Below are 23,896 nucleotides of genomic sequence, written 5' to 3' on the forward strand. Positions count from 1 at the left end.
CTTTCGTTTGAAGGCTTACTGGGTGGACCAAGGATTGGCCGCGATCCGGTCCTGGTCCAGGGACTGTTCGTCGTCGGTCAGTGCACCGCCCGGATTCTCGTAGCCGTGGTATCCGACGCCGGCGTTCTGCTCATGCTGCTCGGTGTAGGCGCTGGCCGCTATGTCGAAAGACTGACCGGTCGGGAGCTCGACCTTGTACGCCGAAGTAGCATCGAGCTCGTGCGCGAACTGGATGTTTCCCTTGTTGTCGATGTGCCCCTGCTCGACCAGTGCCCCGTCCTTGAGCAGCTTGAAGGGCATCCCGGCAGAGGCTCTCCCCGCGGTCTGTGCGTGGCTGCCGAGGTGCAGAACCGCGCGCCCTTTACGCAGCACGTCGGCCACGGGCGGCATGGTGACGGTCATGTCCATGTTCTTGGCGTTGACCAGGCTGTGGTGCGCAGCGTGGGCGACGAAGGTGCCGTTGGTGCCGTGTTCGATGCCGCCGGCAGCGAATTTCACGTAGCTTCCGCCGCCGTTGATGACCACCTCTTCCTTGGCACTGATCGTGATCCGGTTGGCCGTGTGCGTAATTTCCAGCTTCGCCAGGAGCTTGATGCTGTCCGACAGTGCCTGCAGGTCGATGTCGCCGGCCGCGGCCACCATCTTCATGCCAGCCTTCTGGACGAACAGCCGCAAGGATTGGCGGACGCTGGCAAAAAAATGCGTACCGACACCGAGCGACAAGCTTTTTCCGGTCGTGAGAGCCGTATGGCGGTCGCTGGCGATGTGGGTGTCGCCGGTAGTCGTGGTCGCGATACCGGCGGCACTTGCGAGCACCAGATGTGGCTTCGCCAGCTCGGGGCAACCGCCTGCTTTCGAATCCTGACCCTTGACCGAGTCGGTCTGCGCTTGCAGCACGGACGCAACGGCATCCTGGTTGTCGACAGGCTCCTGGGCACCGTTCTTTTGCGCGATCTCCGCCAGCAGTTGATGCTGTTCGCCAGCCAGGGCGAGCCGTCTCGTCGTTTCGTCCATGTCCTTGATCGGCCCGCGCCCGGCTTGCCGCGCTTCGGTCGTGATCAACAGGCCCTTGGCTGCGCGTGCGACGCCATGCCCGTCGGTGCGCAGTTCCCAGCCTTCCCCGCGCGCGTCCTTGCGGCCCGCGTTATCCTCGATGCGCGTAATGTGGCCGAGCGAGAGTTGACTGCACTGGTGGTCGCTTTTCAGCTGTGCCTGGATTTTCTCCGGTGTGTCGTCGAGTACAAGGTGGTTGCCGCGCGTCCCGCCGGCCAGCTCCCGGCTGCGCAGGCCGGCAAGGGACTGCTGCTCCGGCAGTGACCACGGCGGCATGTGGGTTTGGTTGTAGAGCGCGCCAAGGATGAGCGGATGGTCGATATTCCCATTCGCGTAGACGACGCCCACTTCCTCGCCAATGCGGGGCAACCGGATCTGTCCGAACTGGTCGCCGGCCGCGGGGCTCAATACCCGAATCCATGGCGAACTCATCTCATTGCAGTCGCCCAGCCGGTCCCAGTGAAATTGCAGCTTGACGCGCCCATAGCCGTCCGTATGGATGTCGGCACCGGCCGGGCCGACGACAATCGCCGTGTGCAGCCCCGTGTAGGTAGCCGGTTCACTGTTGTAGTTGCGGCCGGGACGCCAGCGGATGTCCTGGCGGATGCACGTGAAGCGATTTTCGTAACGGGAGGAGGCGCCCGCCCCCGCCTGGTAATTGTTCGTCACCACATGGTCGACAGACAGGATCAGGTAATAACGATCTTTAATGCTGGGGCGCGGTACGGGATCGTATGCACGCGAGCGCCACTCAGCACTGAAGTGGCCGCCAAGCTTGAAGGTACGGCCGGGCAGCACGAAGCGTTCGTTGCCCTTCGCCTCGAAATACTGGTTGTCCTTGTCCACTTCGTCCATGCGCCGCGCCGCCAGCTTTTCACCGTCGGCGTACAAGCGAAAGCCATATGAGCCGGTGTCCTCGTAGACCTCGTAAGGGAAAACATCCCCTTGCGGGTTGAGGGAAGCGGCCTCAGCCCGTTGCGCGCGGGGGTTCTTGTAGTCGAAACTCGCCAGCGTGGTCCGTCCCGAGCCCAGGCGCCGGATGGCCGTCCACTCGTGAATGCCGTCGTCCTCGCGCGAGCCGCCCTCGTCATGGAACGAGATCACGACCATTTCTTCGTGAATTGGTTCAGCCAGGCAGCTGTTATCTGAAATCATGAGCTCGTGGCCGTCGAACCTGTGCTCGTACCAGTAGTGCAGGCCGAGCGCTTCCCAGCGGCGGTGCAAATGGTTGTAGTCGGTCTCGTTGTACTGGTTGGCGACGGTCAGCTTCGACTCGTCGATCGGGTACAGGTGCCACTTGGCTGTGTGGTAGTGCCGCAGGGTTTCCTCGGTGATCTCGCGCACGTTCTTGTTGTGGAACGAGACGCAGTTTTTCCGCAGGCGTGCGAACGCAAGCCAGGGTTCGAGCACCATCCTGTAAAAAGCGAAGCCGCCATCGCTGCGCAGGAAGCGGAATTCGGTGATGTAGCCGTTGAAGTAGCGTAGCGACCCGTCTTCCCGGACCAGGGAGATCGTCACCATCCGGCCCATCAGCATTTTCAGCGGAATGCGCGGTTCGTCCGACAGCACTTCGACATCGAAGCGGAAGCTCCGCGAGACTTCCTCATGCGCGACCAGCTTGTTCGGTAGAAGGATCGCGGGCGGCCCATCCTTGAGCGGAAAATCGAGCCGCATGAGCCGGTTATGTTGAGATGCGCCGCTGAACGCCGACCGCGCGGCACCGGCCGCGATTTCCTGGCTTTCGCCCATTACCTGCCTCCGATGACCAATAGCCTTGGCCCAAGTAGAAAAACGTGCAACGAACACGTTACCCGGAGGCTGCCGAGAAGAACTTGATCAGCGTCAACACGTTTCCCTGCGCGACTTCTAAAGCATTTTCGACAGCTTTCCTAGAGAGGATTGGCAATGCCGAGAAACGTGGAACGGAAGGGCAAGCACGTGCGGCAAGCCGACTGGTCGAAGTTGTCGATTGTCGTCGATGGCTAGGCGAAAGAATATTCGATTCAATCGTCCCTGATGAGCGTGGATGCGTGCAGCTCGGCAAGGGGAGATCGAGAAAGGAATAAGGGCCGTTCAGTGCGTGTACACCGTCAATGATCCAGGGAAGGGCTATCGGTGCTGGGTGGGAGTAGGTCCCAAGCCATCGATCAGGCGGAACTGCACCCCATCCACTGGATTCCCTGGCGCCGAATCGGGCTCAGGCAAAGTGCTCCGCGCCTGCCGGCGGCACCACCCATCCATGCATGCGCTCCTCGTAGACCGATACGGTGGGCGCCGGGAAACCCGGGTCCGCGAACGCGCCGACGGGAATGGTAATGAATTCACGCAGGCTCGCCGGCTCGTAATACACCGTCGCGCCGCATTGCGGGCAAAAGTGGAAGGTGGCGCCGCCGCCTTCATCGCCGGCGCGGAACCAGGCGCTCGAGTTCCCGCTGATCCTCACGTTCTCGCGCGGATAGCGCGCCTGCTGCGCGAAAGGACCGCCGCTGCGGCGCTGGCAAGCCAGGCAATGGCAGATCGAGACGCGGACCGGATCGCCGGAGACTTGCGCGGACAGCTGGCCGCAACTGCAGGATGCGAAGCGCGTCGACATGCGTTTTTCTCACAGTGAAATCAAGTGCGAATAATTTACTTGGTTTTTACGGCGGCGCGAATACACTGGGGGGAATTAAATTGTCGAGCAAGCCATGACCACCGACGCCATCGCCATCCGCGCACGCTTCAACCCGCTGATCAAACCCTTCCTGGTCATGAAGATCGGGCTCACGATGATGTGCACGGTGGTCGGCATTCCGCTGGCGATCGTCTGGTTCCTGGGTGTCGGCCGCTGGTGGGCCCAGCACTATTTCGACCGCCTCGAATGCCAGCTGGGCGAACGCAACCTGCGCTTCCGCAAGGGCATCCTGGTCACCACCGAAAAGACCATCCCGCTCGAGAACATCCAGGACGTCACCTTCGTCGAAGGGCCGATCCTGAAGCATTTCAATCTCAGCACCCTGAAATTCGAAACCGCGGGCCACAGCGTGGGGCAGGCCTCGGACATGCACCTGACCGGCATCATCGACGCCCAGGCCTTCCGCGCCCAGATCATGCGGGCGCGTGAAGCCTTGCGTCATCCGCCGCAGAACAAGGAGAACGATGAGCAGCTGCTGGTGCTGCGCTCGATCGAAGCGAAACTGGGAGAGATTGCGGAGCTGCTGCGCGCCAGGCAGTAGGCGGCAGCAGCATCCTCAAGCGCGTCGCGCGCCAGGCCGCTCTCAGGAAGGACGGCGGCGGCGCGCAGCAATGCCGCCCAGTAGCGCGGCGCCAAACAGGGCAAGGCTGGCGGGTTCAGGCACGGGCGTGCCGTTGATTTTCACGCTGGCCGCGCTCAGCTGGAAGTTGTTGGCGCCTGCGGCCTCGTCACCGAACCACAGCTGGAAATAGCCGTTCGTGGCGATGTTGGCGAACACGTCCGGATGGCTCGCAGCATCGATGTGAAACACTTGCGTAGTGGTTGCGGTACTGTTGGTCATGTCCAGCAGGACGCTCGACGAATGCGAGGACGTGTCGGCGATCTTGACGCGCCAGTCTTCTTTAACCTTGAAGAAGATGAGAACGGTATTGGTGTCGTCGGTGTTGCTGAACGACAGGGTCAAGTCCAGGCTGTCCAGGCTTTTATAGTTCAGGCCGCTGAAATTGAAGGTGTCATGGAAGCGTTCGCAGCCGGAGGAGGTGTCCTTCACGGTGATCGAGCTGGCGTTCAGGATGTCGCAGGAGCCCGCGCCGGTGCTGGCGGTAGCGCCGCGGCCGGCAGCGCTGCCGTACAGCTTGTCGATGGTCCCCAGGGTCATCACGGACGCGCTGGCGCTGGCCGCACCCATGGCGAGCAGCAGGGCAGGAACGAGTTTGGTCAGGACTTTTTTCATGGACATCTCCATTATCGCGTGAAGTAAAGGATAATGTCTATTTAGCAATTTGCGTGCCAATAGGAAATTTCCTATTGGATTCAAACGTTTGCGAATCCTGTAGCTTCGAGCTTGCCCTCGCATGTAAGAAATACCGACACGGGCGCCGGGAACGCCAATCGGGCGTGATCAGGAGGCCGGCACGATCGCCGCCGGCGGCACGGCCGGCCTGGGCTGCCCTGGCCGCTCGCCGCCGCTGCGCGGAATCCGGCGGCTGGCTTCGATGCCCTGGTTGAACAGGTTCTGCAGCGGCGTGTTCAGGTAGGGCAGGGTCAGGCTGATGATCAGGAAGCCCGCGCCCAGCGTGATCGGGAAGCCGATGCCGAACAGGTTCAGCTGCGGCGCGGCGCGGGTCAGGATCGCCAGCGCGATATTGGTGATTAACATGGCCGCGACGATCGGCATGGCGATCTGCAGGCCGGCGGAGAAGATGCGGCCGCCCCAGCGCACCATTTCGAGCGGCGCCGCCAGCGACATCGGGGTGCCGGAAATCGGCAGCGTGAAGAAGCTCTCGACCAGCGCCTGGATCAGCACCAGGTGGGCGTTCATGGCCAGGAAGGCCATGGTCGCGACCAGCGCCAGGAACTGGCTGATGGCCGAGTTGCGGCCGGCCGAGCTGGGGTCGTAGAAGGTGGCGAAGCCGAAGCCCATGGTGTTGCTGGCGACTTCACCCGCGAATTCGACGGCGGCGAACACCAGGCGCAGCGCAAAGCCCATCGCCGCGCCGATCAGCATTTCCTGCGCCAGGATCAGGATGCCGGCCCAGGAGGTCGGATCGACCGCGGGCGTGCCGGGAATGACCGGCGCCACGATGGCCGCCAGCAGCACGCCCAGGCTCAGCTTGATCAGCATGGGCACGCCGGTATTGCCGAACACCGGCGCCGCCGCGATCAGGCCGAGGATGCGCGTCAGGGGCCACAGCAGGCCCCCGATCCACGCATAGAGTTCAGTCGTGGTAAACGAAATCATGGACGTGGGGCGGGCACTCCGTGCCCACGCGTGACGCCGACATCACCCGATCATCCCGGGAATGCCAGTGAAGATATTCCGCATGTAGTCCGTCATCACGGTCAGCATCCACGGACCGGCCAGCACCAGGGCGACGAACACGCCGACCAGCTTGGGAATGAAGGACAGGGTCTGTTCGTTGATCGAGGTGGCGGCCTGGAAGATGCTGACCACCAGGCCGATGATCAGGGCCACCAGCAGCAGCGGCGCCGACACCATCAAGGTGACTTCCATGGCCGCGCGGCCCATTGCGATGACGCTTTCCGGAGTCATGCTTCGATCCTTAATTAAAACTCTGACTAATTGAAACTTTGGGACAGGGAGCCCAGCAGCAGCTGCCAGCCGTCGACCAGCACGAACAGCATCAGCTTCATCGGCAGCGAGATCACCGCCGGCGACATCATCATCATACCCATCGACATCAGCACCGAGGCCACCACCATGTCGATGATGAGGAAGGGGATGAAGATCGCGAAGCCGATCTGGAAGGCGGTCTTCAATTCACTGGTGATGAAGGCCGGGATCAGGACCCGCAGCGGCACTTCCTCCGGGCCCTGCAGCGCGGGCGTGCGCGAGATCTTGACGAACAGCGCCAGGTCCGACTGGCGGGTCTGCTTCAGCATGAAGCCCTTCAGCGGCGCGGCGGCCTTGTCCATCGCCTCGCCCATCTGGATCTTGTTTTCCTGCAGCGGCACGTAGGCTTCGGTGTAGATGCGGTCGAACGTCGGGCCCATCACGAACAATGTCAGGAACAGGGCCAGGCCCACCATCACCTGGTTCGGCGGCGCGGTCTGGGTGCCGAGCGCCTGGCGCAGCAGCGAGAGCACGATGATGATGCGGGTGAAGCTGGTCATCATCAGCAGCGCCGCCGGGATGAAGGTCAGCGCCGTCATCAGGAGCAGGGTCTGGACCGGCAGCGAATACGCGGTGCCGCCGCCCGGCGCGGGGCTGGTGGTGAAGGCGGGAATGGCGGGCGCCGCGATGGCGGCTGCGGCCGCGGCCAGCGACAGGACGATCAGGCCGGCCGCCAGCAGGATTCTTGGTTTGCGCATTTACTTACGTTTGTCGATGGTCTGCTTCAGCCAGTCGGCGAAGCTGTTCGCTGGCTGCGTCGTCGTTGTTTCACCTTGCGCCAGCGTAGCACCGGCCGAGGCCATGTCGGCGCTCTCTTGTTTCGGCATGGTCGCCAGCGCGTTGACGCGGCCGGGCGAGGCGCCCACCACGATCCACTGGTTGCCGATTTCGACCACCAGCAGGCGCTCGCGTCCGCCCAGGTTGAGCGAGCCGACCACGCGCAGGCCGGCAGCGCCGCCCATCGCTTTCGGGCCGTAGCGCTTCAGGAACCAGGCGAGGGCGCCCAGCACGCCCAGCACGACGATGAGCGCGAACAGGGTCTGCAGCAGGCTGCCGGTGGCCGAGCCGGACGGCATCGTCACCGGTGCGGGGGCAGGGCGGTTGGCCGCGCCGCCGCCGACGGTGGTCTCGGGCGCGGCCGGGCCGGCCGGGTTCAGGACGGGGGCGTTGGCGCCTGGCGCGGGGACGGTGGCCGCGGGTGCTGCCGTATCGGCGACAGGCATGCTGGTCGCAGGCGCCTGCGCGCTCGCCGCCAGCGGCAGCGAAAGGAAGAGGAGGGTCAGCAGGCGCGCGCTGGTCGTCATTTGTTCAGTTTGCGGATACGCTCGGACGGCGTGATGATGTCGGTGAGGCGAATGCCGAACTTGTCGTTCACGACCACTACCTCGCCCTGGGCGATCAGGCAGCCGTTCACGAGCACGTCCATCGGCTCGCCGGCCAGGCCGTCCAGTTCCACCACCGAGCCCTGCGCGAGCTGCAGCAGGTTCTTGATGGCGATCTTGGTACGTCCCAGTTCCACCGTCAACTGTACCGGAATATCGAGGATGAAGTCGATATCGTTGGGCGTGTCCGGGCGTGGGCCCTTGTTCGAGAAATCCTTGAACACGGCGGCGCTGGCCGTTTGCTGGTTGGCGAGCGCGGCTGCTTCGGCAGCCGCCTGCTCGGCGATCGCCGCACCCCAATCGTCGTCGATGCTGCCTTGATCGTCCTGGGTATCGGACATGATGTTCTCCTGTGTAGCCAGAGGCTGGTGTTTCGTTATTTCTTGAAGGTTTCTGTGTTGGCCAGCAGCTTTTCGACTTTCAGCGAGTACTGGCCGTTGAAGACGCCATAGCTGCAATCCATGACCGGCACGCCATCGACGGTCGCCTGGACGGTTTCAGGGACCGAGATCGGTATGACATCGCCGATTTTCATGTTGAGGATTTCGTCGAAATTCGCCTTGCCATGTCCCAGCACGGCAACCAGTTCGACTTCCGCTACCTGGATCTGCTGCGTCAGCAGGCGGATCCAGCGCTTGTCCACCTCCAGGGCTTCACCCTGCAGGCTCGAAGTCAGCGCATCGCGGATCGGCTCGATCATCGAGTAGGGCATGCAGAAGTGGATCTGGCCCGACACCGACCCGAGCTCGACGGTGAACGTCGACGATACCACGACTTCGTTCGGGGTGGCGATGTTCGCGAATTGCGTGTTCATCTCCGAGCGGATGTACTCGAATTCGATCGGGTAGACCGGCTCCCAGGACTTGGCATAGGCCTCGAACACGATGTCGAGGATGCGCATGATGATGCGCTGCTCGGTCTGGGTAAAGTCACGGCCTTCCACACGGGTATGGAAACGGCCGTCGCCGCCGAACAGGTTGTCGACCAGCAGGAACACCAGGCCCGGATCGAAGACCATCAGCGCGGTGCCGCGCAGCGGCTTCATGTGGATCAGGTTCAGGTTGGTCGGCACCACCAGGTTGCGGATGAATTCGCTGTACTTCGAGACCCGCACCGATCCGACCGACACTTCGGCGCTGCGGCGCAAAAAGTTGAACAGGCCGACCCGCAGATACCTGGCGAAACGCTCGTTGATGATCTCGAGCGTCGGCATGCGGCCGCGGACGATCCGCTCCTGCGTTGCCAGGTTGTATGTGCGGACTCCCGAGGTGTCTTCAGGAGCCGCGACATCGTCCTGATCGCCGTTGACCCCTTTTAAGAGGGCATCGACTTCTTCCTGTGAGAGAAAATTATCGGCCATTCTGCTTTACTGGTAGATAAGGCTATTTACTGAATGATGAACTCGGTGAACAGGACGTCCGAGACTTCCTGCTCATCGCCGTGTTCGGCAAACGGTGTTTTTACCACAGCGAGGATTTCGCCGGCCAGCTGCTGCTTGCCTTCGACCGTGTTGATCTCCGAAGCTTTCTTGCCAGACAGGAGCAGCAGCACGCGGCTGCGCACCTTGGCCATGTTAGCCTTGATCAGCTCGGCCTGCTCGGCGCCGTCCACTTGCAGCGTGAAAGCGACGCGCAGGTACTGGTCGCCGTTTTCCGGCTGCAGGTTGACGGTAAAGGCGTCGAGCGCCAGGTACTCGGGCGGATGCTCTTCCTTTTTCTTCTTCTTGCTGCTGCCGTGGTCCTTCTTGGCCGGCTCGGACGTTTCAGCGCCGCCGCTGCCATGCATGAAGTACCAGCCGGCGCCACCGCCCAGGCCGAGCACGAGCACTGCCGCGCTGATCAGGATGATCAGCTTGTTCCTGCCGCCTGCCGCCGGCGCCGCTGCTGCGTCCGCTTTCGGATCAGCTTTCATTTTTGGATTCGCTTTCAAGATACCTCGGTCCCGCTGTGGATCGTCCCGCCATTATGTCATTATCGGGAAAAAGTGAGCAGAAGCAATTGTGGAAAAGAGGGAGGAAGGGACGCTATCTCGTTGTTTCTTAATGATTACGCGAACGTATCGACCATCCCGCGGTCACCCAAGGTTGCCGTGCGGGTTACCGGACGCGCTGCCGTCTCGTCGACCGTGTTGCCGCCATTACCACGGCCGCGATTATTGCCGCCAAAGCCGCCGTTGTTGCGCGCAGCCTGTTCCTGCGCCTGGCGGTTGTCCGGCATGCCGGCATTGACGCTGGCGTTGTTCAGCGCGATGCCGCTTTCGCTCATCATTTCGCGCAGGCGCGGCAGGGCATCTTCGAGGGCCTGGCGGACTTCTTCCTGGTTGGCCGAGAAGCTCACGCTGGCCTGGTCGTTGCTTACCGACAGCACCACCTGCAGCGGTCCCAGGTCCGGCGGGTTCAGGGTCAGCGAGGCGGTCTGCTCGTCGTTGCCGATCATGTAGACGACTTTCTGGCCGACCTGGTTTTCCCAGGCCTCGGTGCCGACCCGTGCGCTCAGCTCGTCGGCGGCCGCGGCCGCGGCCTGCACGGCCTCCAGCACGGCCGGCTGGGCCTGGGCAAGGGCGATGACGGCGGCGGCCGGCTCGCGCGCGGCGGCGCTTTCGCGTGCCTGCTGCAGGGCCAGTGCGGCTGTGTCGAATTGCGATTCCAGTTGCCCCTGGCTGGAGGTGGCGGCGAGGGCCGCGCGCAGGTCGGCGCCCAGCTTTGCGCCCGCATCCGTGGCGGCGGCCTTGTCGTCGGCGACGATGCCGGCGCCGGAGGCGGCCAGGGCCGGGTTGCGCAGGGCCGCGGTGTCGCTGAAGGCCTTGCCGGCGGTGGTGGCGATGCCGGAACCATCCTTGGCCACAGCTTTCATCGCCGCCTGCAGGGCCGCCAGCTGGGCGGTCTCGCCGCGCTTGCCCTTGCCGCCGGCGCCGTTCAGCGCGTCGAAGGCCTGGCTGGCGGCGCCCTTGGCGGCATCGGTTTTCGTGTCTTTGGCCGGCGTTTGCAGGCTGGCCATCAGGGCCAGCATGGCGCTGGCCGGGGCGGACGCCTCGCCGGACTGCTCGTCGGCGGCGTCCTTGTCGCTGTCGGCCTTGTCCGCGTCCTGTGCATCGTCGGCCTTGTTGGCGGCGGCCGGCCTGGCGGCATCGTCCGGCCTGGCCGCCTGCTGCGGCGCGGCGTCGTCGGGCTGGGCCGGCTTGTCGGCGGCCTGCGGCTTTGGTGCTTCCGCTTTCCGGGCGGCCGGCGTCGGTGCCGGTGCCGGCTGGCGCATTGCCATTTCGTTCGACAGCATGGCGCCGAACTGGGCGGCGTCGCTGTTGGCGGACGCGCCGTTACGCTGGGCCGGGGCCGGAGCGTTGGCGTTCAGCTGGATATTCAGGGCATTGGTTTGCATCGTCGTCTCGTCAACGTTGAATTCAGCTTTGCGCGCGGCGTGCCGAGCGGGCCGCAAAATCGTCCATCATTTTCTGGTCGCGCTTGGTCTCGATCGCCAGCGCCTGGGCCGCCGCGCGTTCGCCCAGGGTGCGATAGGAAAGGCGCTTGCGTTCGCTGTCCTGCAGGGCCCTGCGCTCAAGGTCGGCCTTGTACTGCGCATGCTTGATGACTTCCTTCTGGCCATTTACAGCGTTGTCCAGCTTGCCCATGAAGGCCACGAAGTTCGCGTAGGCGAAGGGCGTGATGCCGTTCATCTGGGCCTGGTCCAGCTTGTCCGCATAATCCTGGCGGTAACCCTGCAGCATCTGCAGCTTCTGCTCCGCTTCCTCGACCGCCTTCAGGGCGGCGCCCAGGCGCTTGGCGCGGTCGTCGGACTCGCGTTGTGCGAGGTCGATCAGGGTGTCGAGTGCGGATTGGATGGCCATGGTGACTCGCAGTATAGAGGTCGTTGCCGCCGATCAATCAGCCGAACAGAGCGGTCAATTCCCCCAAACTCTGCAGCATATCCGTGTTGTCGTGGATTTCCTGGCAAAGGAATTTCTCGATGCGCTCGTGCAGGACGATCGCCTTGTCCAGCGTCGGGTCGGTGCCGGCCACGTAGGCGCCCACGCTGATCAGGTCGCGCGAGCGCTCGTAGCGCGAGTACAGCTGCTTGAGCGTGCGCGCCGCCTGCTGGTGCTCGCGCGAAGTGATGCCGTGCATCGCACGCGAAATCGACTGTTCGATGTCGATGGCCGGGTAGTGGCCGGCTTCGGCCAGGCGGCGGTTGAGGACGATGTGGCCGTCCAGGATACCGCGCGCGGCGTCGGCGATCGGGTCCTGCTGGTCGTCGCCCTCGGACAGCACGGTGTAGAAGGCGGTGATCGAGCCGCCGCCTTCGTGGCCGTTGCCGGCGCGTTCCACCAGCACCGGCAGCTTGGCGAACACCGAAGGCGGATAGCCCTTGGTGGCCGGCGGTTCGCCGATCGCGAGGGCGATCTCGCGCTGCGCCTGGGCGTAGCGGGTCAGCGAATCCATGATCAGCATGACATTCTTGCCCTCGTCGCGGAAGTGCTCGGCGATGGCGGTGGCGTAGGCGGCGCCCTGCATGCGCAGCAGCGGCGGCGAGTCGGCCGGCGCCGCCACCACGCAGGAGCGCGCCAGGCCTTCCTCGCCGAGGATCTGTTCGATGAATTCCTTCACCTCGCGGCCCCGTTCGCCGATCAAGCCGACCACGATCACGTCGGCGGTGGTGTAGCGCGCGATCATCCCCAGCAGCACGGATTTACCGACGCCGGTGCCGGCGAACAGGCCGAGACGCTGGCCGCGGCCGACGGTGAGCATGGCGTTGATGGCGCGGACGCCCACGTCCAGGGTCTCCGAGATCGGCGAGCGCTCGAGCGGGTTGATGGGGCGCGCGTTCAGCGGGCCCATCTCGGTGGTGGCGAGCGGGCCCTTGCCGTCCAGCGGGCGGCCGGCGCCGTCGACCACGCGGCCCAGCAGGCCCCAGCCCACCGGCAGGTGGCGCGCACGATCCATCGGGCGGCGGCGCGGGTGATCCACGCTGCCGGGCTTCGGCACGCTGGGCTCGACCGGGAACACGCGCGAGCCGGGAATGACGCCTTCGACGTCGGATTGCGGCATCAGGAACAGGCGTTCGCCTTCGAAGCCGACGACCTCGGCCTCGATCCGCGCGCCGCTCGCCACCGGGATGGTGCAGGCGCTGCCCACCGCCAGCTTGAGGCCCACGCATTCCATCACGAGGCCGGCCACGCGCGTGACGCGGCCCGAGACCTGCATCGGCTCGACGAAATCGAGCAGGTTGCCGCAGTCCTTCAGGTAGGACTTCCAGCGCGCGGTGTGGCGGTCATTCACCGAGCCACTCCACATTGCGGCCCAGCGCGTGCGCCAGGCGCTGCCAGCGCGATCCGATCTGGGCGTCGATCTGGTTGCTGGCGGTGTCGATGCGGCAGCCGCCGCGCGCGACATTCGTGTCCTCGACGATGCGCCAGCCGGTCTTTTCGAGTTCGTGGCCGATGCTGCCGCGGACGATCAGGGCGTCTTCGGGATTCAGGATCAGCAGGGCAGGCTGCTGCAGGGTCGGCAGGTAGTCGACCGCTTCGCGCACCACCGGCAGGATCAGTTCGGGGCGCACCTCGAAGGCGGTGCGCACCATATTTTTTGCCAAGTGCAGCGCCAGTTCCAGCACGTCGGCGGCGATGGCTTCATCGGCCTCGGTGACGGCGTGGCCGAAGCTGACGGCCATCTCCTGCAAATGGGCCAGTTCGGACGCCGCTTCGGCGCGGCCCAGGGCCAGGCCGTCTTCATAGCCGCTGGCGTGGCCGGCTTCGAAGCCTTCCGCATGGGCTTGCTGACGCGCCGCTTCGCGGATCGCTTCCAGCTCTTGTTCACTGATCGCCGGGGGCGGCGGCAAGTCCATGCCGTGCCGTGGCATTGCCTCGGCCACGGCTTGGGCCTGTGCGGCGGCCTCGGCCGCCCGGCGCTCGGCCACGACGCTGGCGCGCTCGTCGCCGAAGGAGGTCATTTCCCAACGCTTGAACATGGGCTGGAAGTCTTTCGAGTTCACCATCAGACGAACGAGTCCTCGCCTTTACCGCCCAGGACGACCTGGCCTTCGTCGGCCAGGCGGCGGACGATCTGCAGGATCTGCTTCTGCTGGGACTCCACTTCCGACAGGCGCACCGGCCCCTTCGATTCGAGGTCTTCGCGCATCATCTCGGCCGCGCGCTGCGACATGTTCTTGAAAATCTTTTCACGCAGGTCCTGGCTGGCGCCTTTCAGTGCAATGATCAGCATGTCCGACTGCACTTCGCGCAGCAGCAGCTGGATACCGCGGTCGTCGATGTCGATGATGTTGTCGAACACGAACATCTCGTCCATGATCTTCTGCGCCATGTCGTTGTCGTAGTTCTTGATGGTCTCCATGACCGAGCTTTCCAGTTCGCCGCTCATGAAGTTGAGGATCTCGGCGGCAGTGCGCACGCCCCCCAGGGACGATTTCTTGATGTGTTCATTGCCCGAAAGGAGCTTGGTCAGCACGTCGTTCAGCTCGCGCAGTGCGGCCGGCTGCACGCCGTCGAGGGTGGCAATGCGCAGTACGACGTCGTTGCGCAGACGGTCGGTGAAGTGGCCCAGGATTTCGCAGGCCTGGTCGCGCTCGAGGTGGACCAGGATGGTGGCGATGATCTGCGGGTGCTCGTTGCGGATCAGTTCCGCCACCGATTGCGAATCCATCCACTTCAGGCTTTCGATCCCGGATGCGTCCTTGCCGCCCAGGATGCGGTTCAGCAGGACGGTGGCCTTGTCGTCACCCAGTGCCTTGGTCAGTACCTGGCGGATGTACTCGTCCGAATCGAGGCCGACGGTCGACTGCAGGTCGACCCGCTCGCGAAAGTCGGTCAGCACCGCGGTGACTTCCTCATGCTGGACCGCCTTCATCTGCGCCATCGCCGCGCCCAGCTTCAGCACTTCGCGCGGGCCGAGGTAGCGCATGACTTCCGCCGCTTCGGATTCGCCCAGTGCCAGCATCAGGATCGCGGCCTTGTTGACGTTGTCTTTGTCCTTGTCGCTCATATTACTCTGCGCCCAACCATTCCTTGATCACGTTCGCCACGATGCGCGGATCGTTCTGCGCCAGGCTCTTGGCCATCTCCATGTTGCTCTTGTAGATGATGACCTGTTTCTTCTCTTCTTCCTCGCGGGCCGCGCGGCTCAAGGCGTCGAGGTCCGGCTCCGCCGCTTCTTCCTCTTCGTCCGCCTCGGGTTCGGGCGGCATCTCGACCGCCTTGTCGAACTGCTTCATGACCGGCCTGAGAAGCGGGCGCAGGATGCGGTACCACAGGAAGGCGAGGACCAGGGCAATGAACAGGTACTTGGCGATTTCCTTCGCCAGCGGCAGGTTGTTCTGATCCTTCCACCATTCAGGCTGCACCTCGGCCGGCTTGTCGATCCCGTCGAACGGGGCGTTGGCCACGTTGAGCGTATCGCCGCGCGCCTGATTGTAGCCCATCGCCTGCTTCACCAGATCGTTGATCTGCGCGACCTCCGCAGCGGACAGCGGCTTGATCGCGACCTTGCCGGTCTTCGGGTCGATACTGCGGCGGTAATTGACCACCACGCCCACCGTCAAGCGCTTGATGCCGCCCATCGGTTTTTGCTCGAAGCGCAAGGTCTTGTCGACTTCGTAATTGGTGGTGGCGTTCTTGCTGGTCGGGCCGCTCGTGGTTTGCTGCTGGCCGGCTGCCGGCGCGCCACCCTCGATCGGCGCCGTGGCCGCGCCCGGCGGCTGGTTCGACAGCGCGCCCGGGATGCCCGATGGGTTCTGCGAGCCGGGACCGGTCTGCTCGGAAGTCTGCTGGCTGCGGATCGCCTGCGGCTCCGGTGGCGAATTCGGCTTGTACATCTCGGCGGCGGTGTCGACCTGGGCGAAGTCGACTTCGGCGGTCGCTTCCGCGCGCACATTGGCCTGGCCGACGATCGGCGCGATCATCGACTCGACCTGCTTGACGATGTTGGCCTGCAGGGCTTCGACGTACTTCAGCTGGTTCGGATCGAGCTGCTTGCCGTTACGGGCAGCGGTGTCGGACAGCAGGGTGCCGTTCTGGTCGACCACGGTCACGTTGGACGGTGTCAGTTCCGGCACCGACGACGCCACCAGGTGCACGATGGCGCTGACTTGCGCCTGGTCGAGGGCGCGGCCGGGCTGCAGGTTGAGCAGCACCGAGGCGGTGGGCTTCTGCTGATCGCGCACGAACACGGAGGGTTTCGGCATCGCCAGGTGCACGCGCGCCGACGCGACCGCGGACACGGCCTGGATCGAGTTCGCCAGCTCGCCTTCGAGCGAGCGCTGGTAGTTGACCTGTTCGACGAACTGAGAGGTGCCCAGCTTCTGGTTCTCGAGCAGCTCGAAGCCGACGTTGCCGGCGCGCGGCAGGCCCTGGGACGCCAGCTTCAGGCGCACGCTGGGCACTTGCTCGGCCGGGATCAGGATCGCGGTGCCGCCTTCGGAAAACTTGTACTTGACGCCCATCTGGTCGAGCGAGGCGGTGATGGCGCCGCCGTCGCGGTCGCTGAAATTCGAGAACAGGACCTTGTAGTCGGGCGCCGAGGACCACAGCCATAGCGCGGCGACAACCGCCAGCGCCACCGCCGCGGCAGCGCCGGCGACCACGCGCTTGCCCATCGGTGTTTCCCAATACCTGGGACGCGGATCGGCCGGGCTTTCGTCGAGGATGGGTTGCGCTGCTGTTGCCATGGTTGGATGGTCGGGTTTCGAGTAGTTGAACGCTATTATGAAGCCGCAGGGCAACATTCAATACGGAGAAAAGGGGGGCGTTTACGGCGCTGCTCCGGCGCATCCATTGCCGCCCCGCTGATATTCTGACAGCCTGAATGAATGTTTTCTTTTGGGGTCAGAGCCCGGTTCACGCGAATGGGCTCTGACCCCGACTGACTGGAGAGCTCGACATGAATATCGGCGGAATCGACAGCAGCCGCATCGAAGCGATGATGGCGCAATTGAAGGCGGCGGCCAGCAAGCCCGCCATGCCGTCTGCCGGGTCGGCCTTGAACGCGGGCGGCATCGGCGGCATCGGCAGCCTGGGCAAGCCCGGCGGCGCCGAAGCGGCCGAGTCGTCGTCGAAGGTCAGCTTTTCGGATGCCTTGAAGGCCCAGTTGGACAGTGTCAGCAACGCCCAGAACCAGGCCGAGGACATGGGCAAGAAGTTTGCCGCCGGCGACGATTCGGTCAGCCTGTCGGACACGATGATCGCCATGCAGAAGGCCAGCATCAGCTTCCAGGCGACCGTGCAGGTGCGCAACAAGCTGGTTTCAGCCTACCACGACATCATGAACATGCAGGTGTAGAGCCGGGACGCTCAGGCCAGTCCCGCCTGGCGGGCGTTGCGCTCGCGTTCGAGCCTGGTGATATAGCGTTGCACCGCAGTCAGGCTGGCGCCTGGCATGTCGACAAACTGCAGGCCCAGCCTTCGATTCGTCTTGTTGTTCAGCATCGGCACGTCGAGCGCGTAGCGGACCTGCAGCGAGGTCGTGATGGCCCCGAGGTCGGGCAGGCCGATGCTGCAGTTCGCGAAGGTCTGGCCGATGGTCGTGCCGAGCAGGCCCTTGTTGTCGAGCAGCGCGATGCCGCCGCAACTGATGTCGGCCAGCGGCAGGAAGGCGTTGCCCCCATCGTCTTCGCCCGGCAGCGGTATCGTGACGTAGACCGGATTGGTAACCGGTGTACTCATCCGGTAGAACTCCCGGCGCTGCAGACGTACCAGGCTGGCCGGGAAATTCGCGCGCAGGGCGGTACCGCCGTCGAAGCGCGTCTCGACGATGTTTTCGATGGTGAAGAAGATGCGGATCCTGTCGAGCGAAGTCTCGCACCTCAGCTTGCCGCTGGAAACGATGCGCTCGTTCTGCTCGCGGCTGACCGAACGATCCAGAACGATCGTGCCCTTCTCCGGGTCGACCTGCAGCAAGGATGTCATGCAGCTGTCGGCCTCGCCCCTGATCATCAGGCGAATCAAGGTGTTCTTTTCGAAGAGTTGCCGCAACAGGGCCGCGACTTCCCTGCGGGAGCGTACTTCATAGACGCGCCAGTCCAGCTCGGCATCAGTAATTGCTTGCATTGTTCTAAACGGATTCAGGGGCGAGCGAACAATGACGCTCATTAATATGTGAGCATATTATGCAACACAAACAGATCTTCAAAGCGCCGAATAGCGGTGCCCTTACCGTACTCTTTTCCCACGGTATTGCTTTAGCGCAGTACTTATGACAATATCGACCGTGCCGCCTGCGCGGCGGCAGTTCATCCCCTAAGGCCATGGCGAAATTCATCTATCTTTCCGAGCAAGAACTGAAGGTCGGCGCCCCCTTGCCCTGGCCGATTTACCTGCGCTCGGGCGAACTGCTGGCGCCGGAGGGATTCATCGTCGACAATCTGGCGGTGCGTCACCGCCTGCTGGAAAAACGGCCGGTGCGTGCCGCCCTGCCGGGTGACCGCAGCATCGCGGCGACCCTGGTCGATGGCGAGGACGCGATGGGGCGCCAGCTGCGCGACCCGCTCATCCACTTGAAGCACAATGCCGAAGGTTTGACCCTGACCTACAAGTTGCCGGGGGATTTCGAGGCGCGCAACGAGCAGGTCGAATTCCTCGGCCGCATCCCGCTGCAGGCCTTGATCGTCTCGGCGCCCACCCTGCGGCTGGGAGGCGGGCAGGTCTGGAACGACTTCGAAGGCTTGCCGATCGCGGTGCAGGTCATCTTCGGGCGCAACCTGTGCGTTTTCAAGACCTCGCTGATGCGCTATGCCTCCTTGCCCAGCCCCCACATGTTCCTGCGTTATCCGACGGAAGCGGCAACCAAGCCGTTCCGCCAGGCGCTGCGGGTCGATACCCGGATTCCGGTCGTGCTGTCGATCGACGACGACCATTCGATTCCGGCCGTGATCATGAACCTGTCGGGGAGCGGTTGCGCCATCGCCACCAATTTCGTGCTGGGCCAGGCCGGAACCCGGATGAAGGCCTCATTCCGGCTCAAGATCGCCCAGCAGAATCACCTGTTGACGGTCGGCTGCACGATTCGCAGCGTCAAGGGCAAGTTGTCGCAACAGATGCGTTATGGAATCGAGTTCGACGACGGCAACGATGGGGCGACCATGCTCGCCATCAAATCCTTCGTCTACGAGCACCTGGCTGAACGCTGAGGGACGGCACACGCCGTCCCGTGATCAGACCAGTCCGGCAATGCGGGCATTCTGTTCGCGCTCGAGCTTGGTGATAAATCTCTGCACTTTGGCAAGGTTGCCTTGCGAGATGTCGACGTACTGGCAGCCCAGGCGATGATTCGGCTTGTTGTGAAGCAGGGTCATGTCGACCGAATTCCGGATCTGCAAGGCGGTGGTGACCGTCCCGAATTCCGGCAATTCGATGCGGCAATCCGGCAGCACCAGGCCGATCTGATTGTCGAGCTGTCGCTTGTTGTCGAGGATCGCGATGCCGCCGCAACTGAGGTCCGCCAATGGCAGGCTCAGCGAAGGCGCCCCCGCATCGCCCGGTACCGGCAGGAGGACCCGCACGGGATTGCTGAGCGGGGTCGGGATCCGGTAGTACTCGCGGCGCTGCAAGCGGATCAGGGTCTCTGGAATCGGCGCCTGCAAGGCAGTGCCGTTTTCATAGGCTATCTCGCGCAGGCTCCGGACGCTGAACAGGATCCGGACCTTGTCCAGCATGGTCTCGCATTCGATGCCGCCGGCAGCCAGGATGCGGCGGTTCTGCTCGGCGTCGACCGAACGGTCGAAGGTTAAGGTATTGCTGTCCTGATCGATTTCCAGCAGCGAAGTAATGCAGGAGTCCGGTGTGCCCGGCACGATCATCCTGACCAGCTGGCGCTGCTCGCTGATGCGGCGCATCAGGGCAATGATTTCCCTGCGCGACGTCACTTCATAATCGTGCCAGTTTTCCATGTCCATCTTGCTTATTGCTTGCATTAACTTCCCGCCGTCATTTGTTTTGTTGCGTAGCTTCAACATGATATAGCCATGCCAACAGTTCCGCAATTGCACGGTAGAGTGCAGGCGGGATTTCCCGGTCCAGATCGACATGCATGAGCAGCGCCACCAGTTCCCTGGACTCATGGACGAAGACGTCGGCTTCGCGCGCACGCGCGATGATCTGCTCGGCGACCAGGCCGCTGCCCTTGGCGACGACGCGCGGTGCGCCGGCGGCATCCTCGTACGCGATGGCCACAGCCGATTGCAGGCGTTTTTGTTCAGGCGTGCTCATGGCGGCGGCCTGCCGATGCGCAGCGCCGCCAACCGGGCGCCGGCGGCGCCAAGCGCCTGGTCCAGGCCGGACGCGCTGGCCCGCAGCTGCGCGCGGCTGGCCTCATCGTGTGCATCGACCTGGATGTGCAGCTGGCCGCCGGCCAGGGTCACGCTGGCGGACACCTCGCCAAGGCAAGGGAAGTGCAGCCGCAGCGTGCTGCGCCAGGACGTGCCGTCGGCGCCGGCATCGATACCCCGGCCATGTCCCGGGTCTTCTTGCGGCGGGTCTTTTTCGATGGTCCAGTGCAGCGCTTGGCCGGGGAGCAACTGGCCCTGCCAGCTCAGTTGCGGCGACTCGAGGACATTCAGCTGGAGATTGACGAGCTCGGCATGCGTCGGTTCGCCGGCATGCATCGCCGGACCAGGGCCCACAGCCGTGGCCGCGAGCCGGACCTGCGGTTCGCGTGCCAGCGCCTCCAGGCTGCGTTTGCCGGCATGCCATTCGGCGAGATGGGACTCGTAGAACAGCCCGCTTTCCTGTATCGACCCTTGCAGGGCCCGCGCCAGCTGTTCGGGGACGATCGGGGTGGTCGACACGAGCGGCGTGGCAGCCGATATCGCAGCCTGGCGCGCCGCTGCGTTGCCGGCCCCGGCCAGGATGCCCGACAGGGCCTTCGCAACCGCACTGAGCGTCGTGTGGGGATCGTCCTGGGCGCCGGCAGGCATGGCCTGCCCGGTGCCGGATCCGGACGCAGGCGCCAGCGCTGCCGTGTACGCCGCGGCCGCCGGGCGCGGCATCGCCTGTGCCTGGACCTGGAGCGGCACGCCGGCCAGGTCCGAAGCGCCCAGCTGGAAGGTCGGATGCGGCAGCGCCTCGACCAGCGTCATCGGCAAGACGCTGCCGGGCAGGGCTGCTGCAGGCAGGGCCATGCGGGCCTCTTGTCCGGCGACGCGCACCACGAAGCTGCCCTCGGGCAGGCGGGCCAGGACCTGGACCGGCAATTGCTGGCCGACAAGGCCTTGCAGCAGGCGTCCCAGGGCTTGCTGGCGCGGGTCGCCAAGGGCGGCGACGGCCGCCGTCGCCTGCGCCGGAGCGACCGGTCCGACCGCGGCGCCGAACCGGGTAGCCATGTGGATGTGCCGGCTTTAGACCGTGCCGTAGGCGCCGAGCAGGCGGCCTTGCGTACGCGTGTTGCTGATCAATGCCGACAAATGGGCCATCCACGGCATGCTGAGGTCACGGATCTTGCGGTCGTTGTCGAGGATCGCACGAATGTTCCGCACTTTCTGCTGGCGGACAGGCGCAGGCAGCTCGACCTCCGCTTCGCTCGCTTTGAGGATCTCGATCTGGGCCGCGCACTGTCGTTCGAGAAGCGCCAGCTCGTCCCAATTGCCGCTGGTCGCGGCGGCGACCATCCGATCGGTCAGTTCGACCATGCGGTCGTAAACGGCGATCACTTGCTGGCTGGTGAACATGGTAATTCAGGCCTTTACGAAACTTGCGGTTTGAGCGACGGCGGCGCCATAGCCGGCAGCAGGATGCGGCATTGCCGCGGGGGCGGGCGCAGGCGCTGCGGCCTTGGGCGCGATCTGGTCCCAGGCCTCTTTGAGGTCGGCCAGCAGGCGCTGCACTTCTTCCAACGCTTCCGGGTCATTCTTCAGGTTGCCCATCACCAGGCGCGTGCCCATGTACTCGTACAGGGCGTCGAGGTTTTCGGCGATCTCGCCGACACTCTTGTCGAGACTGGCGCGCAAGCCTTCGTCGATGATCCGCATGGTCTTCGCGATCGCCTGGCCCTTGCCCGCGATATTTCCAGATTTCATGTGGTGCAAGGCGGTCGACAGCGCCACCAGGGCGCCTTCGAACAGCATCGAAATCAGCTTGTGCGGATTGGCGGCGAGGACACTGGTCTCGACGCCGACATTGGCGTAGGCCTTGGCGCCGCTGCGTGGGGTTCCAAACATGGTCATTTCCTTTGGTTAAAGCTAACTGCTCGAGTTGGCGCTGAACTGGGCCAGTTGCTGGGTCAGGTAAGAGGTCGTGGTCTGCATGCTCGCCATCGCCGTGTCGAGGGCGCTGAACTGCGCCCGGTAGCGCGCTTCGACGGAGACGAGACGGGTATTGATCGCGGTACGCTGCTTTTCCAGCGCCGTGATCGAGGTGTTGATGCTGCCGGTATGGCCGGCAAGCGAGCCGACCGGCGACAGGATGCGGCCGAGCGTCACGTCCAGCTGGGACGCGAAACCGCGCTTGGTTCCGCTGGTCGCGAACAAGGCGCTCATGTTCACGCCGGGGTCGCTCATCGCCTTGTCCAGCTTGCCGGCGTCGATGCCGAGGGTGCCGTCGCGCTGGGTGGTGATGCCGACCGCCGCCAGGGTGGTGGCCTTGCCGCCGCCCGGGAATGCGGTGCCCAGCAGGCTCCGCATCTGGCTCTGGATGGTGCGCAAAGTGCTGTCGCCGGTCAGGGTCGAGCCCTTGCCGGTGGCGGCATCGAAGGCCGAGGCCTTGCTCATGGCGCCGATGGCGTCGTTATAGGCCTTCACGAAGTCGCCGACCGCGGTCTTCACCGCTGCATCGTCCTTCGTCAGCGTCAATTTGTTGGTGGTGCCGCTGGCGGTGGTGCCGGTCAGGTTCAGGGTCACGCCCTGGATCGCGTCGGTAATCGTGTTGCTGGACTTGGTGATGGTGACGTTGTCGATCGTCAGCACCGCATCCTTGGCCGCGACCTTCTCTTCCATCTCGCTGACGCCGGACGGGTCGTTGTAGGACAGGGCATTCAGCGACGGATCGTCGACGCTGATGCGCATCATGTTGGCGGTGCCGGAGTCGGCCGACGCCAGCGACAGGTAATTGCTCTTGCCGTCGTTGATGATGCTCGCGGTGACGCCGCCGTTGGCGGCATTGATGGCGTCGCGGATGCCGGCCAGGGTATTGCTGCCGCTGCCGATCGGGATGGTCTTGGTCGACTTGGCGGTGAAGGTGGGCGGGTCGGTGCTGTCGTCGTAGCCGCCCACCTCGAGGGTGATGTTGCCGGTGCCGACCACGTCGGTGGTCGCGCCGTAGCCGACCGCGGTCTTGATCTTCTGCGAAGCGGCCAGGCTGGTGACTTCGATGCTGTAGTTGCCCACCGCCGCGCCGGAACCGGCGTCGGCCGTGGCGGTGAGGACGCCGGACTGCGAGGTGCTGGCGGTCAGCGGCAGCATCTTGGCGGGCGTGCCGAGGTTTTTGGCGGCGGTCTGCAGCGCCGACAGCGAAGACTTGATCGTACCCCAGGCCGACAGCGAAGCGTTGTAGCTGGCTTCCTTCTTGTCGATCAGGTTCAGCGGCTGCTTCTCGAGGGCCATCAGCTGGGTCACCAGGCTGTCGACCGGCAAGCCCGAACCCAAGCCGGACGAAGAAATTGTTCCTGTTGTGGTGGCCATCATTTATCTCCAACGAGTCATCAATATACCGTAGGGAAACTTCCAGCAAACGGTGCGAAAGAGGTAGTTTTAGCCCCCAATTCAATCGGCCGGGCAGGCGCCGCCTGCGCGCTCAAGCCTCCTGCTTGATCAGCAGTCCCTGCATGCGGTCGATCTGCCTGGCGACCGCAAGCGCTTCCTCGCTCGGCATCTGGCGCAAGACCTCGCGCGTTTCGCGGTCGACGACCTTGACGACCGTGATATCGGTCTCCTTGTCGATGGAAAATTCGACACCCTGGTTGGATTGCTCGAAGCTCTTGTTGATGTGCTCGACGGCTTTGTCGAGCTGTCCGATATCGGTCTTGCCGGGCTTGGCGGCCGTCGAAGCCGGGGCATCGACGGGGCCGGCGGCGCCGCTCTTGACGGCGGTGGGCGCCGGCTCGCTCGCGCCCGGCGTGGCCTGGGCCGCGGGTGGCGGGGACAGGGGACGAAGTTCCATGATGGCTCCTATAAAGCAAAAAAACCCGGCCGATTGTCACCGGCCGGGCACACTGTCATGATTCGC

At 64.2% G+C, this 23,896-nt stretch carries 27 protein-coding genes; 3 read left to right on the top strand and 24 right to left on the bottom strand.

The window, feature by feature from the left end; genetic code table 11:
* Positions 1-15 precede the first annotated feature (15 nt).
* A complete protein-coding gene (locus tag ACFPO9_RS05510; protein ID WP_379768235.1) occupies positions 16-2,802 on the bottom strand; it encodes a type VI secretion system Vgr family protein in 2,787 nt (928 codons plus the stop codon).
* A gap of 448 nt (positions 2,803-3,250) precedes the next feature.
* A complete protein-coding gene (locus ACFPO9_RS05515; RefSeq protein WP_379768237.1) occupies positions 3,251-3,646 on the bottom strand; it encodes a GFA family protein in 396 nt (131 codons plus the stop codon).
* A gap of 94 nt (positions 3,647-3,740) precedes the next feature.
* Between ACFPO9_RS05515 and ACFPO9_RS05520 the strand changes: the two genes are divergently transcribed.
* A complete protein-coding gene (locus ACFPO9_RS05520) occupies positions 3,741-4,268 on the top strand; it encodes a PH domain-containing protein (protein ID WP_379768239.1) in 528 nt (175 codons plus the stop codon).
* Positions 4,269-4,310: 42 nt separating this feature from the next.
* Here ACFPO9_RS05520 and ACFPO9_RS05525 read toward each other — a convergent pair whose 3' ends face one another.
* From ACFPO9_RS05525 to fliF, 14 genes are all read right to left on the bottom strand, one after another.
* A complete protein-coding gene (locus ACFPO9_RS05525; RefSeq protein WP_379768241.1) occupies positions 4,311-4,961 on the bottom strand; it encodes a PEP-CTERM sorting domain-containing protein in 651 nt (216 codons plus the stop codon).
* Between the two features lie 168 nt (positions 4,962-5,129).
* Positions 5,130-5,969, bottom strand: coding sequence for a flagellar biosynthetic protein FliR (fliR, locus tag ACFPO9_RS05530; protein WP_379768243.1), 840 nt, complete (start codon positions 5,967-5,969; stop codon positions 5,130-5,132).
* Positions 5,970-6,011: 42 nt separating this feature from the next.
* Positions 6,012-6,281 carry a flagellar biosynthesis protein FliQ gene (gene fliQ, locus ACFPO9_RS05535; protein ID WP_379768245.1) on the bottom strand — a complete coding sequence of 90 codons (270 nt, stop codon included), beginning with the start codon at positions 6,279-6,281 and terminating at the stop codon, positions 6,012-6,014.
* A 26-nt stretch (positions 6,282-6,307) separates the two neighbouring features.
* Positions 6,308-7,060, bottom strand: coding sequence for a flagellar type III secretion system pore protein FliP (gene fliP, locus ACFPO9_RS05540; protein ID WP_379768247.1), 753 nt, complete (start codon positions 7,058-7,060; stop codon positions 6,308-6,310).
* Entirely contained in the window at positions 7,061-7,666 is a 606-nt protein-coding gene (gene fliO, locus ACFPO9_RS05545; protein WP_379768249.1) for a flagellar biosynthetic protein FliO, read from the bottom strand. It lies immediately after the preceding gene.
* Positions 7,663-8,085, bottom strand: a complete 423-nt coding sequence (fliN, locus tag ACFPO9_RS05550; RefSeq protein ID WP_379768251.1) for a flagellar motor switch protein FliN — start codon at positions 8,083-8,085, stop codon at positions 7,663-7,665. Before fliN ends, fliO begins: the two co-directional genes overlap by 4 nt.
* Before the next feature lie 35 nt (positions 8,086-8,120).
* Positions 8,121-9,104, bottom strand: coding sequence for a flagellar motor switch protein FliM (gene fliM / locus ACFPO9_RS05555; RefSeq protein WP_379768253.1), 984 nt, complete (start codon positions 9,102-9,104; stop codon positions 8,121-8,123).
* A gap of 26 nt (positions 9,105-9,130) precedes the next feature.
* The gene (fliL, locus tag ACFPO9_RS05560; RefSeq protein ID WP_379768255.1) at positions 9,131-9,655 is read right to left on the bottom strand and encodes a flagellar basal body-associated protein FliL; all 525 of its coding nucleotides are present in this window, start codon (positions 9,653-9,655) and stop codon (positions 9,131-9,133) included.
* Between the two features lie 134 nt (positions 9,656-9,789).
* Positions 9,790-11,118 carry a flagellar hook-length control protein FliK gene (locus tag ACFPO9_RS05565; RefSeq protein ID WP_379768257.1) on the bottom strand — a complete coding sequence of 443 codons (1,329 nt, stop codon included), beginning with the start codon at positions 11,116-11,118 and terminating at the stop codon, positions 9,790-9,792.
* A gap of 22 nt (positions 11,119-11,140) precedes the next feature.
* On the bottom strand, positions 11,141-11,584 hold the full coding sequence (gene fliJ / locus ACFPO9_RS05570) for a flagellar export protein FliJ (RefSeq protein ID WP_379768259.1): 444 nt from the start codon (positions 11,582-11,584) through the stop codon (positions 11,141-11,143).
* 37 nt (positions 11,585-11,621) lie between these two features.
* Entirely contained in the window at positions 11,622-13,028 is a 1,407-nt protein-coding gene (fliI, locus tag ACFPO9_RS05575) for a flagellar protein export ATPase FliI (protein WP_379768261.1), read from the bottom strand.
* The gene (locus ACFPO9_RS05580; RefSeq protein WP_379768263.1) at positions 13,006-13,728 is read right to left on the bottom strand and encodes a flagellar assembly protein FliH; all 723 of its coding nucleotides are present in this window, start codon (positions 13,726-13,728) and stop codon (positions 13,006-13,008) included. The genes fliI and ACFPO9_RS05580 overlap by 23 nt, the downstream gene beginning before the upstream one ends.
* Entirely contained in the window at positions 13,728-14,732 is a 1,005-nt protein-coding gene (gene fliG, locus ACFPO9_RS05585; RefSeq protein WP_379768265.1) for a flagellar motor switch protein FliG, read from the bottom strand. Before fliG ends, ACFPO9_RS05580 begins: the two co-directional genes overlap by 1 nt.
* Before the next feature lies 1 nt (position 14,733).
* Positions 14,734-16,413, bottom strand: a complete 1,680-nt coding sequence (gene fliF, locus ACFPO9_RS05590) for a flagellar basal-body MS-ring/collar protein FliF (RefSeq protein WP_379768267.1) — start codon at positions 16,411-16,413, stop codon at positions 14,734-14,736.
* A gap of 212 nt (positions 16,414-16,625) precedes the next feature.
* Here fliF and fliE point away from each other — a divergent pair, with 212 nt between their 5' ends.
* A complete protein-coding gene (fliE, locus tag ACFPO9_RS05595; RefSeq protein ID WP_379768269.1) occupies positions 16,626-17,024 on the top strand; it encodes a flagellar hook-basal body complex protein FliE in 399 nt (132 codons plus the stop codon).
* An 11-nt stretch (positions 17,025-17,035) separates the two neighbouring features.
* Here the strand turns inward: fliE and ACFPO9_RS05600 are convergent, their stop codons facing one another.
* Positions 17,036-17,791 (bottom strand): flagellar brake protein, encoded by a 756-nt coding sequence (locus ACFPO9_RS05600; protein WP_379768271.1) that lies wholly within the window; start codon positions 17,789-17,791, stop codon positions 17,036-17,038.
* A 197-nt stretch (positions 17,792-17,988) separates the two neighbouring features.
* On the opposite strand from ACFPO9_RS05600, the gene ACFPO9_RS05605 reads away from it, so the two are divergent.
* Positions 17,989-18,870, top strand: coding sequence for a PilZ domain-containing protein (locus tag ACFPO9_RS05605; RefSeq protein ID WP_379768273.1), 882 nt, complete (start codon positions 17,989-17,991; stop codon positions 18,868-18,870).
* Between the two features lie 24 nt (positions 18,871-18,894).
* Here the strand turns inward: ACFPO9_RS05605 and ACFPO9_RS05610 are convergent, their stop codons facing one another.
* The 7 genes from ACFPO9_RS05610 to ACFPO9_RS05640 form a co-directional block, all read right to left on the bottom strand.
* Entirely contained in the window at positions 18,895-19,653 is a 759-nt protein-coding gene (locus ACFPO9_RS05610; RefSeq protein WP_379768275.1) for a flagellar brake protein, read from the bottom strand.
* Between the two features lie 13 nt (positions 19,654-19,666).
* The gene (locus tag ACFPO9_RS05615; protein ID WP_379768277.1) at positions 19,667-19,948 is read right to left on the bottom strand and encodes an EscU/YscU/HrcU family type III secretion system export apparatus switch protein; all 282 of its coding nucleotides are present in this window, start codon (positions 19,946-19,948) and stop codon (positions 19,667-19,669) included.
* Entirely contained in the window at positions 19,945-21,060 is a 1,116-nt protein-coding gene (gene fliK / locus ACFPO9_RS05620) for a flagellar hook-length control protein FliK (RefSeq protein WP_379768279.1), read from the bottom strand. The genes ACFPO9_RS05615 and fliK overlap by 4 nt, the downstream gene beginning before the upstream one ends.
* 15 nt (positions 21,061-21,075) lie before the next feature.
* On the bottom strand, positions 21,076-21,405 hold the full coding sequence (locus ACFPO9_RS05625) for a flagellar protein FliT (protein WP_379768281.1): 330 nt from the start codon (positions 21,403-21,405) through the stop codon (positions 21,076-21,078).
* 6 nt (positions 21,406-21,411) lie between these two features.
* A complete protein-coding gene (gene fliS, locus ACFPO9_RS05630) occupies positions 21,412-21,894 on the bottom strand; it encodes a flagellar export chaperone FliS (RefSeq protein ID WP_379768283.1) in 483 nt (160 codons plus the stop codon).
* Between the two features lie 21 nt (positions 21,895-21,915).
* Positions 21,916-23,355 carry a flagellar filament capping protein FliD gene (gene fliD / locus ACFPO9_RS05635; RefSeq protein ID WP_379768285.1) on the bottom strand — a complete coding sequence of 480 codons (1,440 nt, stop codon included), beginning with the start codon at positions 23,353-23,355 and terminating at the stop codon, positions 21,916-21,918.
* 109 nt (positions 23,356-23,464) lie between these two features.
* Positions 23,465-23,830 (bottom strand): flagellar protein FlaG, encoded by a 366-nt coding sequence (locus ACFPO9_RS05640; protein WP_379768287.1) that lies wholly within the window; start codon positions 23,828-23,830, stop codon positions 23,465-23,467.
* Between the last annotated feature and the right edge of the window lie 66 nt (positions 23,831-23,896).

The sequence above is a fragment of the Massilia aerilata genome, from assembly GCF_042656905.1.
Taxonomy (GTDB): domain Bacteria; phylum Pseudomonadota; class Gammaproteobacteria; order Burkholderiales; family Burkholderiaceae_D; genus Telluria; species Telluria aerilata.

Coding starts and splice junctions, on each gene's coding strand:
- fliS (WP_379768283.1), bottom strand. CDS start 21,894: ATGTTTGGAACCCCACGCAGCGGCGCCAAGGCCTACGCCAATGTCGGC.
- ACFPO9_RS05520 (WP_379768239.1), top strand. CDS start 3,741: ATGACCACCGACGCCATCGCCATCCGCGCACGCTTCAACCCGCTGATC.
- ACFPO9_RS05580 (WP_379768263.1), bottom strand. CDS start 13,728: ATGGTGAACTCGAAAGACTTCCAGCCCATGTTCAAGCGTTGGGAAATG.
- fliI (WP_379768261.1), bottom strand. CDS start 13,028: ATGTGGAGTGGCTCGGTGAATGACCGCCACACCGCGCGCTGGAAGTCC.
- fliD (WP_379768285.1), bottom strand. CDS start 23,355: ATGATGGCCACCACAACAGGAACAATTTCTTCGTCCGGCTTGGGTTCG.
- fliJ (WP_379768259.1), bottom strand. CDS start 11,584: ATGGCCATCCAATCCGCACTCGACACCCTGATCGACCTCGCACAACGC.
- fliF (WP_379768267.1), bottom strand. CDS start 16,413: ATGGCAACAGCAGCGCAACCCATCCTCGACGAAAGCCCGGCCGATCCG.
- fliL (WP_379768255.1), bottom strand. CDS start 9,655: ATGAAAGCTGATCCGAAAGCGGACGCAGCAGCGGCGCCGGCGGCAGGC.
- ACFPO9_RS05525 (WP_379768241.1), bottom strand. CDS start 4,961: ATGAAAAAAGTCCTGACCAAACTCGTTCCTGCCCTGCTGCTCGCCATG.
- fliQ (WP_379768245.1), bottom strand. CDS start 6,281: ATGACTCCGGAAAGCGTCATCGCAATGGGCCGCGCGGCCATGGAAGTC.
- ACFPO9_RS05610 (WP_379768275.1), bottom strand. CDS start 19,653: ATGCAAGCAATAAGCAAGATGGACATGGAAAACTGGCACGATTATGAA.
- fliE (WP_379768269.1), top strand. CDS start 16,626: ATGAATATCGGCGGAATCGACAGCAGCCGCATCGAAGCGATGATGGCG.
- ACFPO9_RS05605 (WP_379768273.1), top strand. CDS start 17,989: ATGGCGAAATTCATCTATCTTTCCGAGCAAGAACTGAAGGTCGGCGCC.
- fliP (WP_379768247.1), bottom strand. CDS start 7,060: ATGCGCAAACCAAGAATCCTGCTGGCGGCCGGCCTGATCGTCCTGTCG.
- ACFPO9_RS05515 (WP_379768237.1), bottom strand. CDS start 3,646: ATGTCGACGCGCTTCGCATCCTGCAGTTGCGGCCAGCTGTCCGCGCAA.
- ACFPO9_RS05600 (WP_379768271.1), bottom strand. CDS start 17,791: ATGCAAGCAATTACTGATGCCGAGCTGGACTGGCGCGTCTATGAAGTA.
- fliG (WP_379768265.1), bottom strand. CDS start 14,732: ATGAGCGACAAGGACAAAGACAACGTCAACAAGGCCGCGATCCTGATG.
- fliN (WP_379768251.1), bottom strand. CDS start 8,085: ATGTCCGATACCCAGGACGATCAAGGCAGCATCGACGACGATTGGGGT.
- ACFPO9_RS05615 (WP_379768277.1), bottom strand. CDS start 19,948: ATGAGCACGCCTGAACAAAAACGCCTGCAATCGGCTGTGGCCATCGCG.
- ACFPO9_RS05510 (WP_379768235.1), bottom strand. CDS start 2,802: ATGGGCGAAAGCCAGGAAATCGCGGCCGGTGCCGCGCGGTCGGCGTTC.
- ACFPO9_RS05640 (WP_379768287.1), bottom strand. CDS start 23,830: ATGGAACTTCGTCCCCTGTCCCCGCCACCCGCGGCCCAGGCCACGCCG.
- fliR (WP_379768243.1), bottom strand. CDS start 5,969: ATGATTTCGTTTACCACGACTGAACTCTATGCGTGGATCGGGGGCCTG.
- ACFPO9_RS05565 (WP_379768257.1), bottom strand. CDS start 11,118: ATGCAAACCAATGCCCTGAATATCCAGCTGAACGCCAACGCTCCGGCC.
- fliO (WP_379768249.1), bottom strand. CDS start 7,666: ATGACGACCAGCGCGCGCCTGCTGACCCTCCTCTTCCTTTCGCTGCCG.
- fliK (WP_379768279.1), bottom strand. CDS start 21,060: ATGGCTACCCGGTTCGGCGCCGCGGTCGGACCGGTCGCTCCGGCGCAG.
- ACFPO9_RS05625 (WP_379768281.1), bottom strand. CDS start 21,405: ATGTTCACCAGCCAGCAAGTGATCGCCGTTTACGACCGCATGGTCGAA.
- fliM (WP_379768253.1), bottom strand. CDS start 9,104: ATGGCCGATAATTTTCTCTCACAGGAAGAAGTCGATGCCCTCTTAAAA.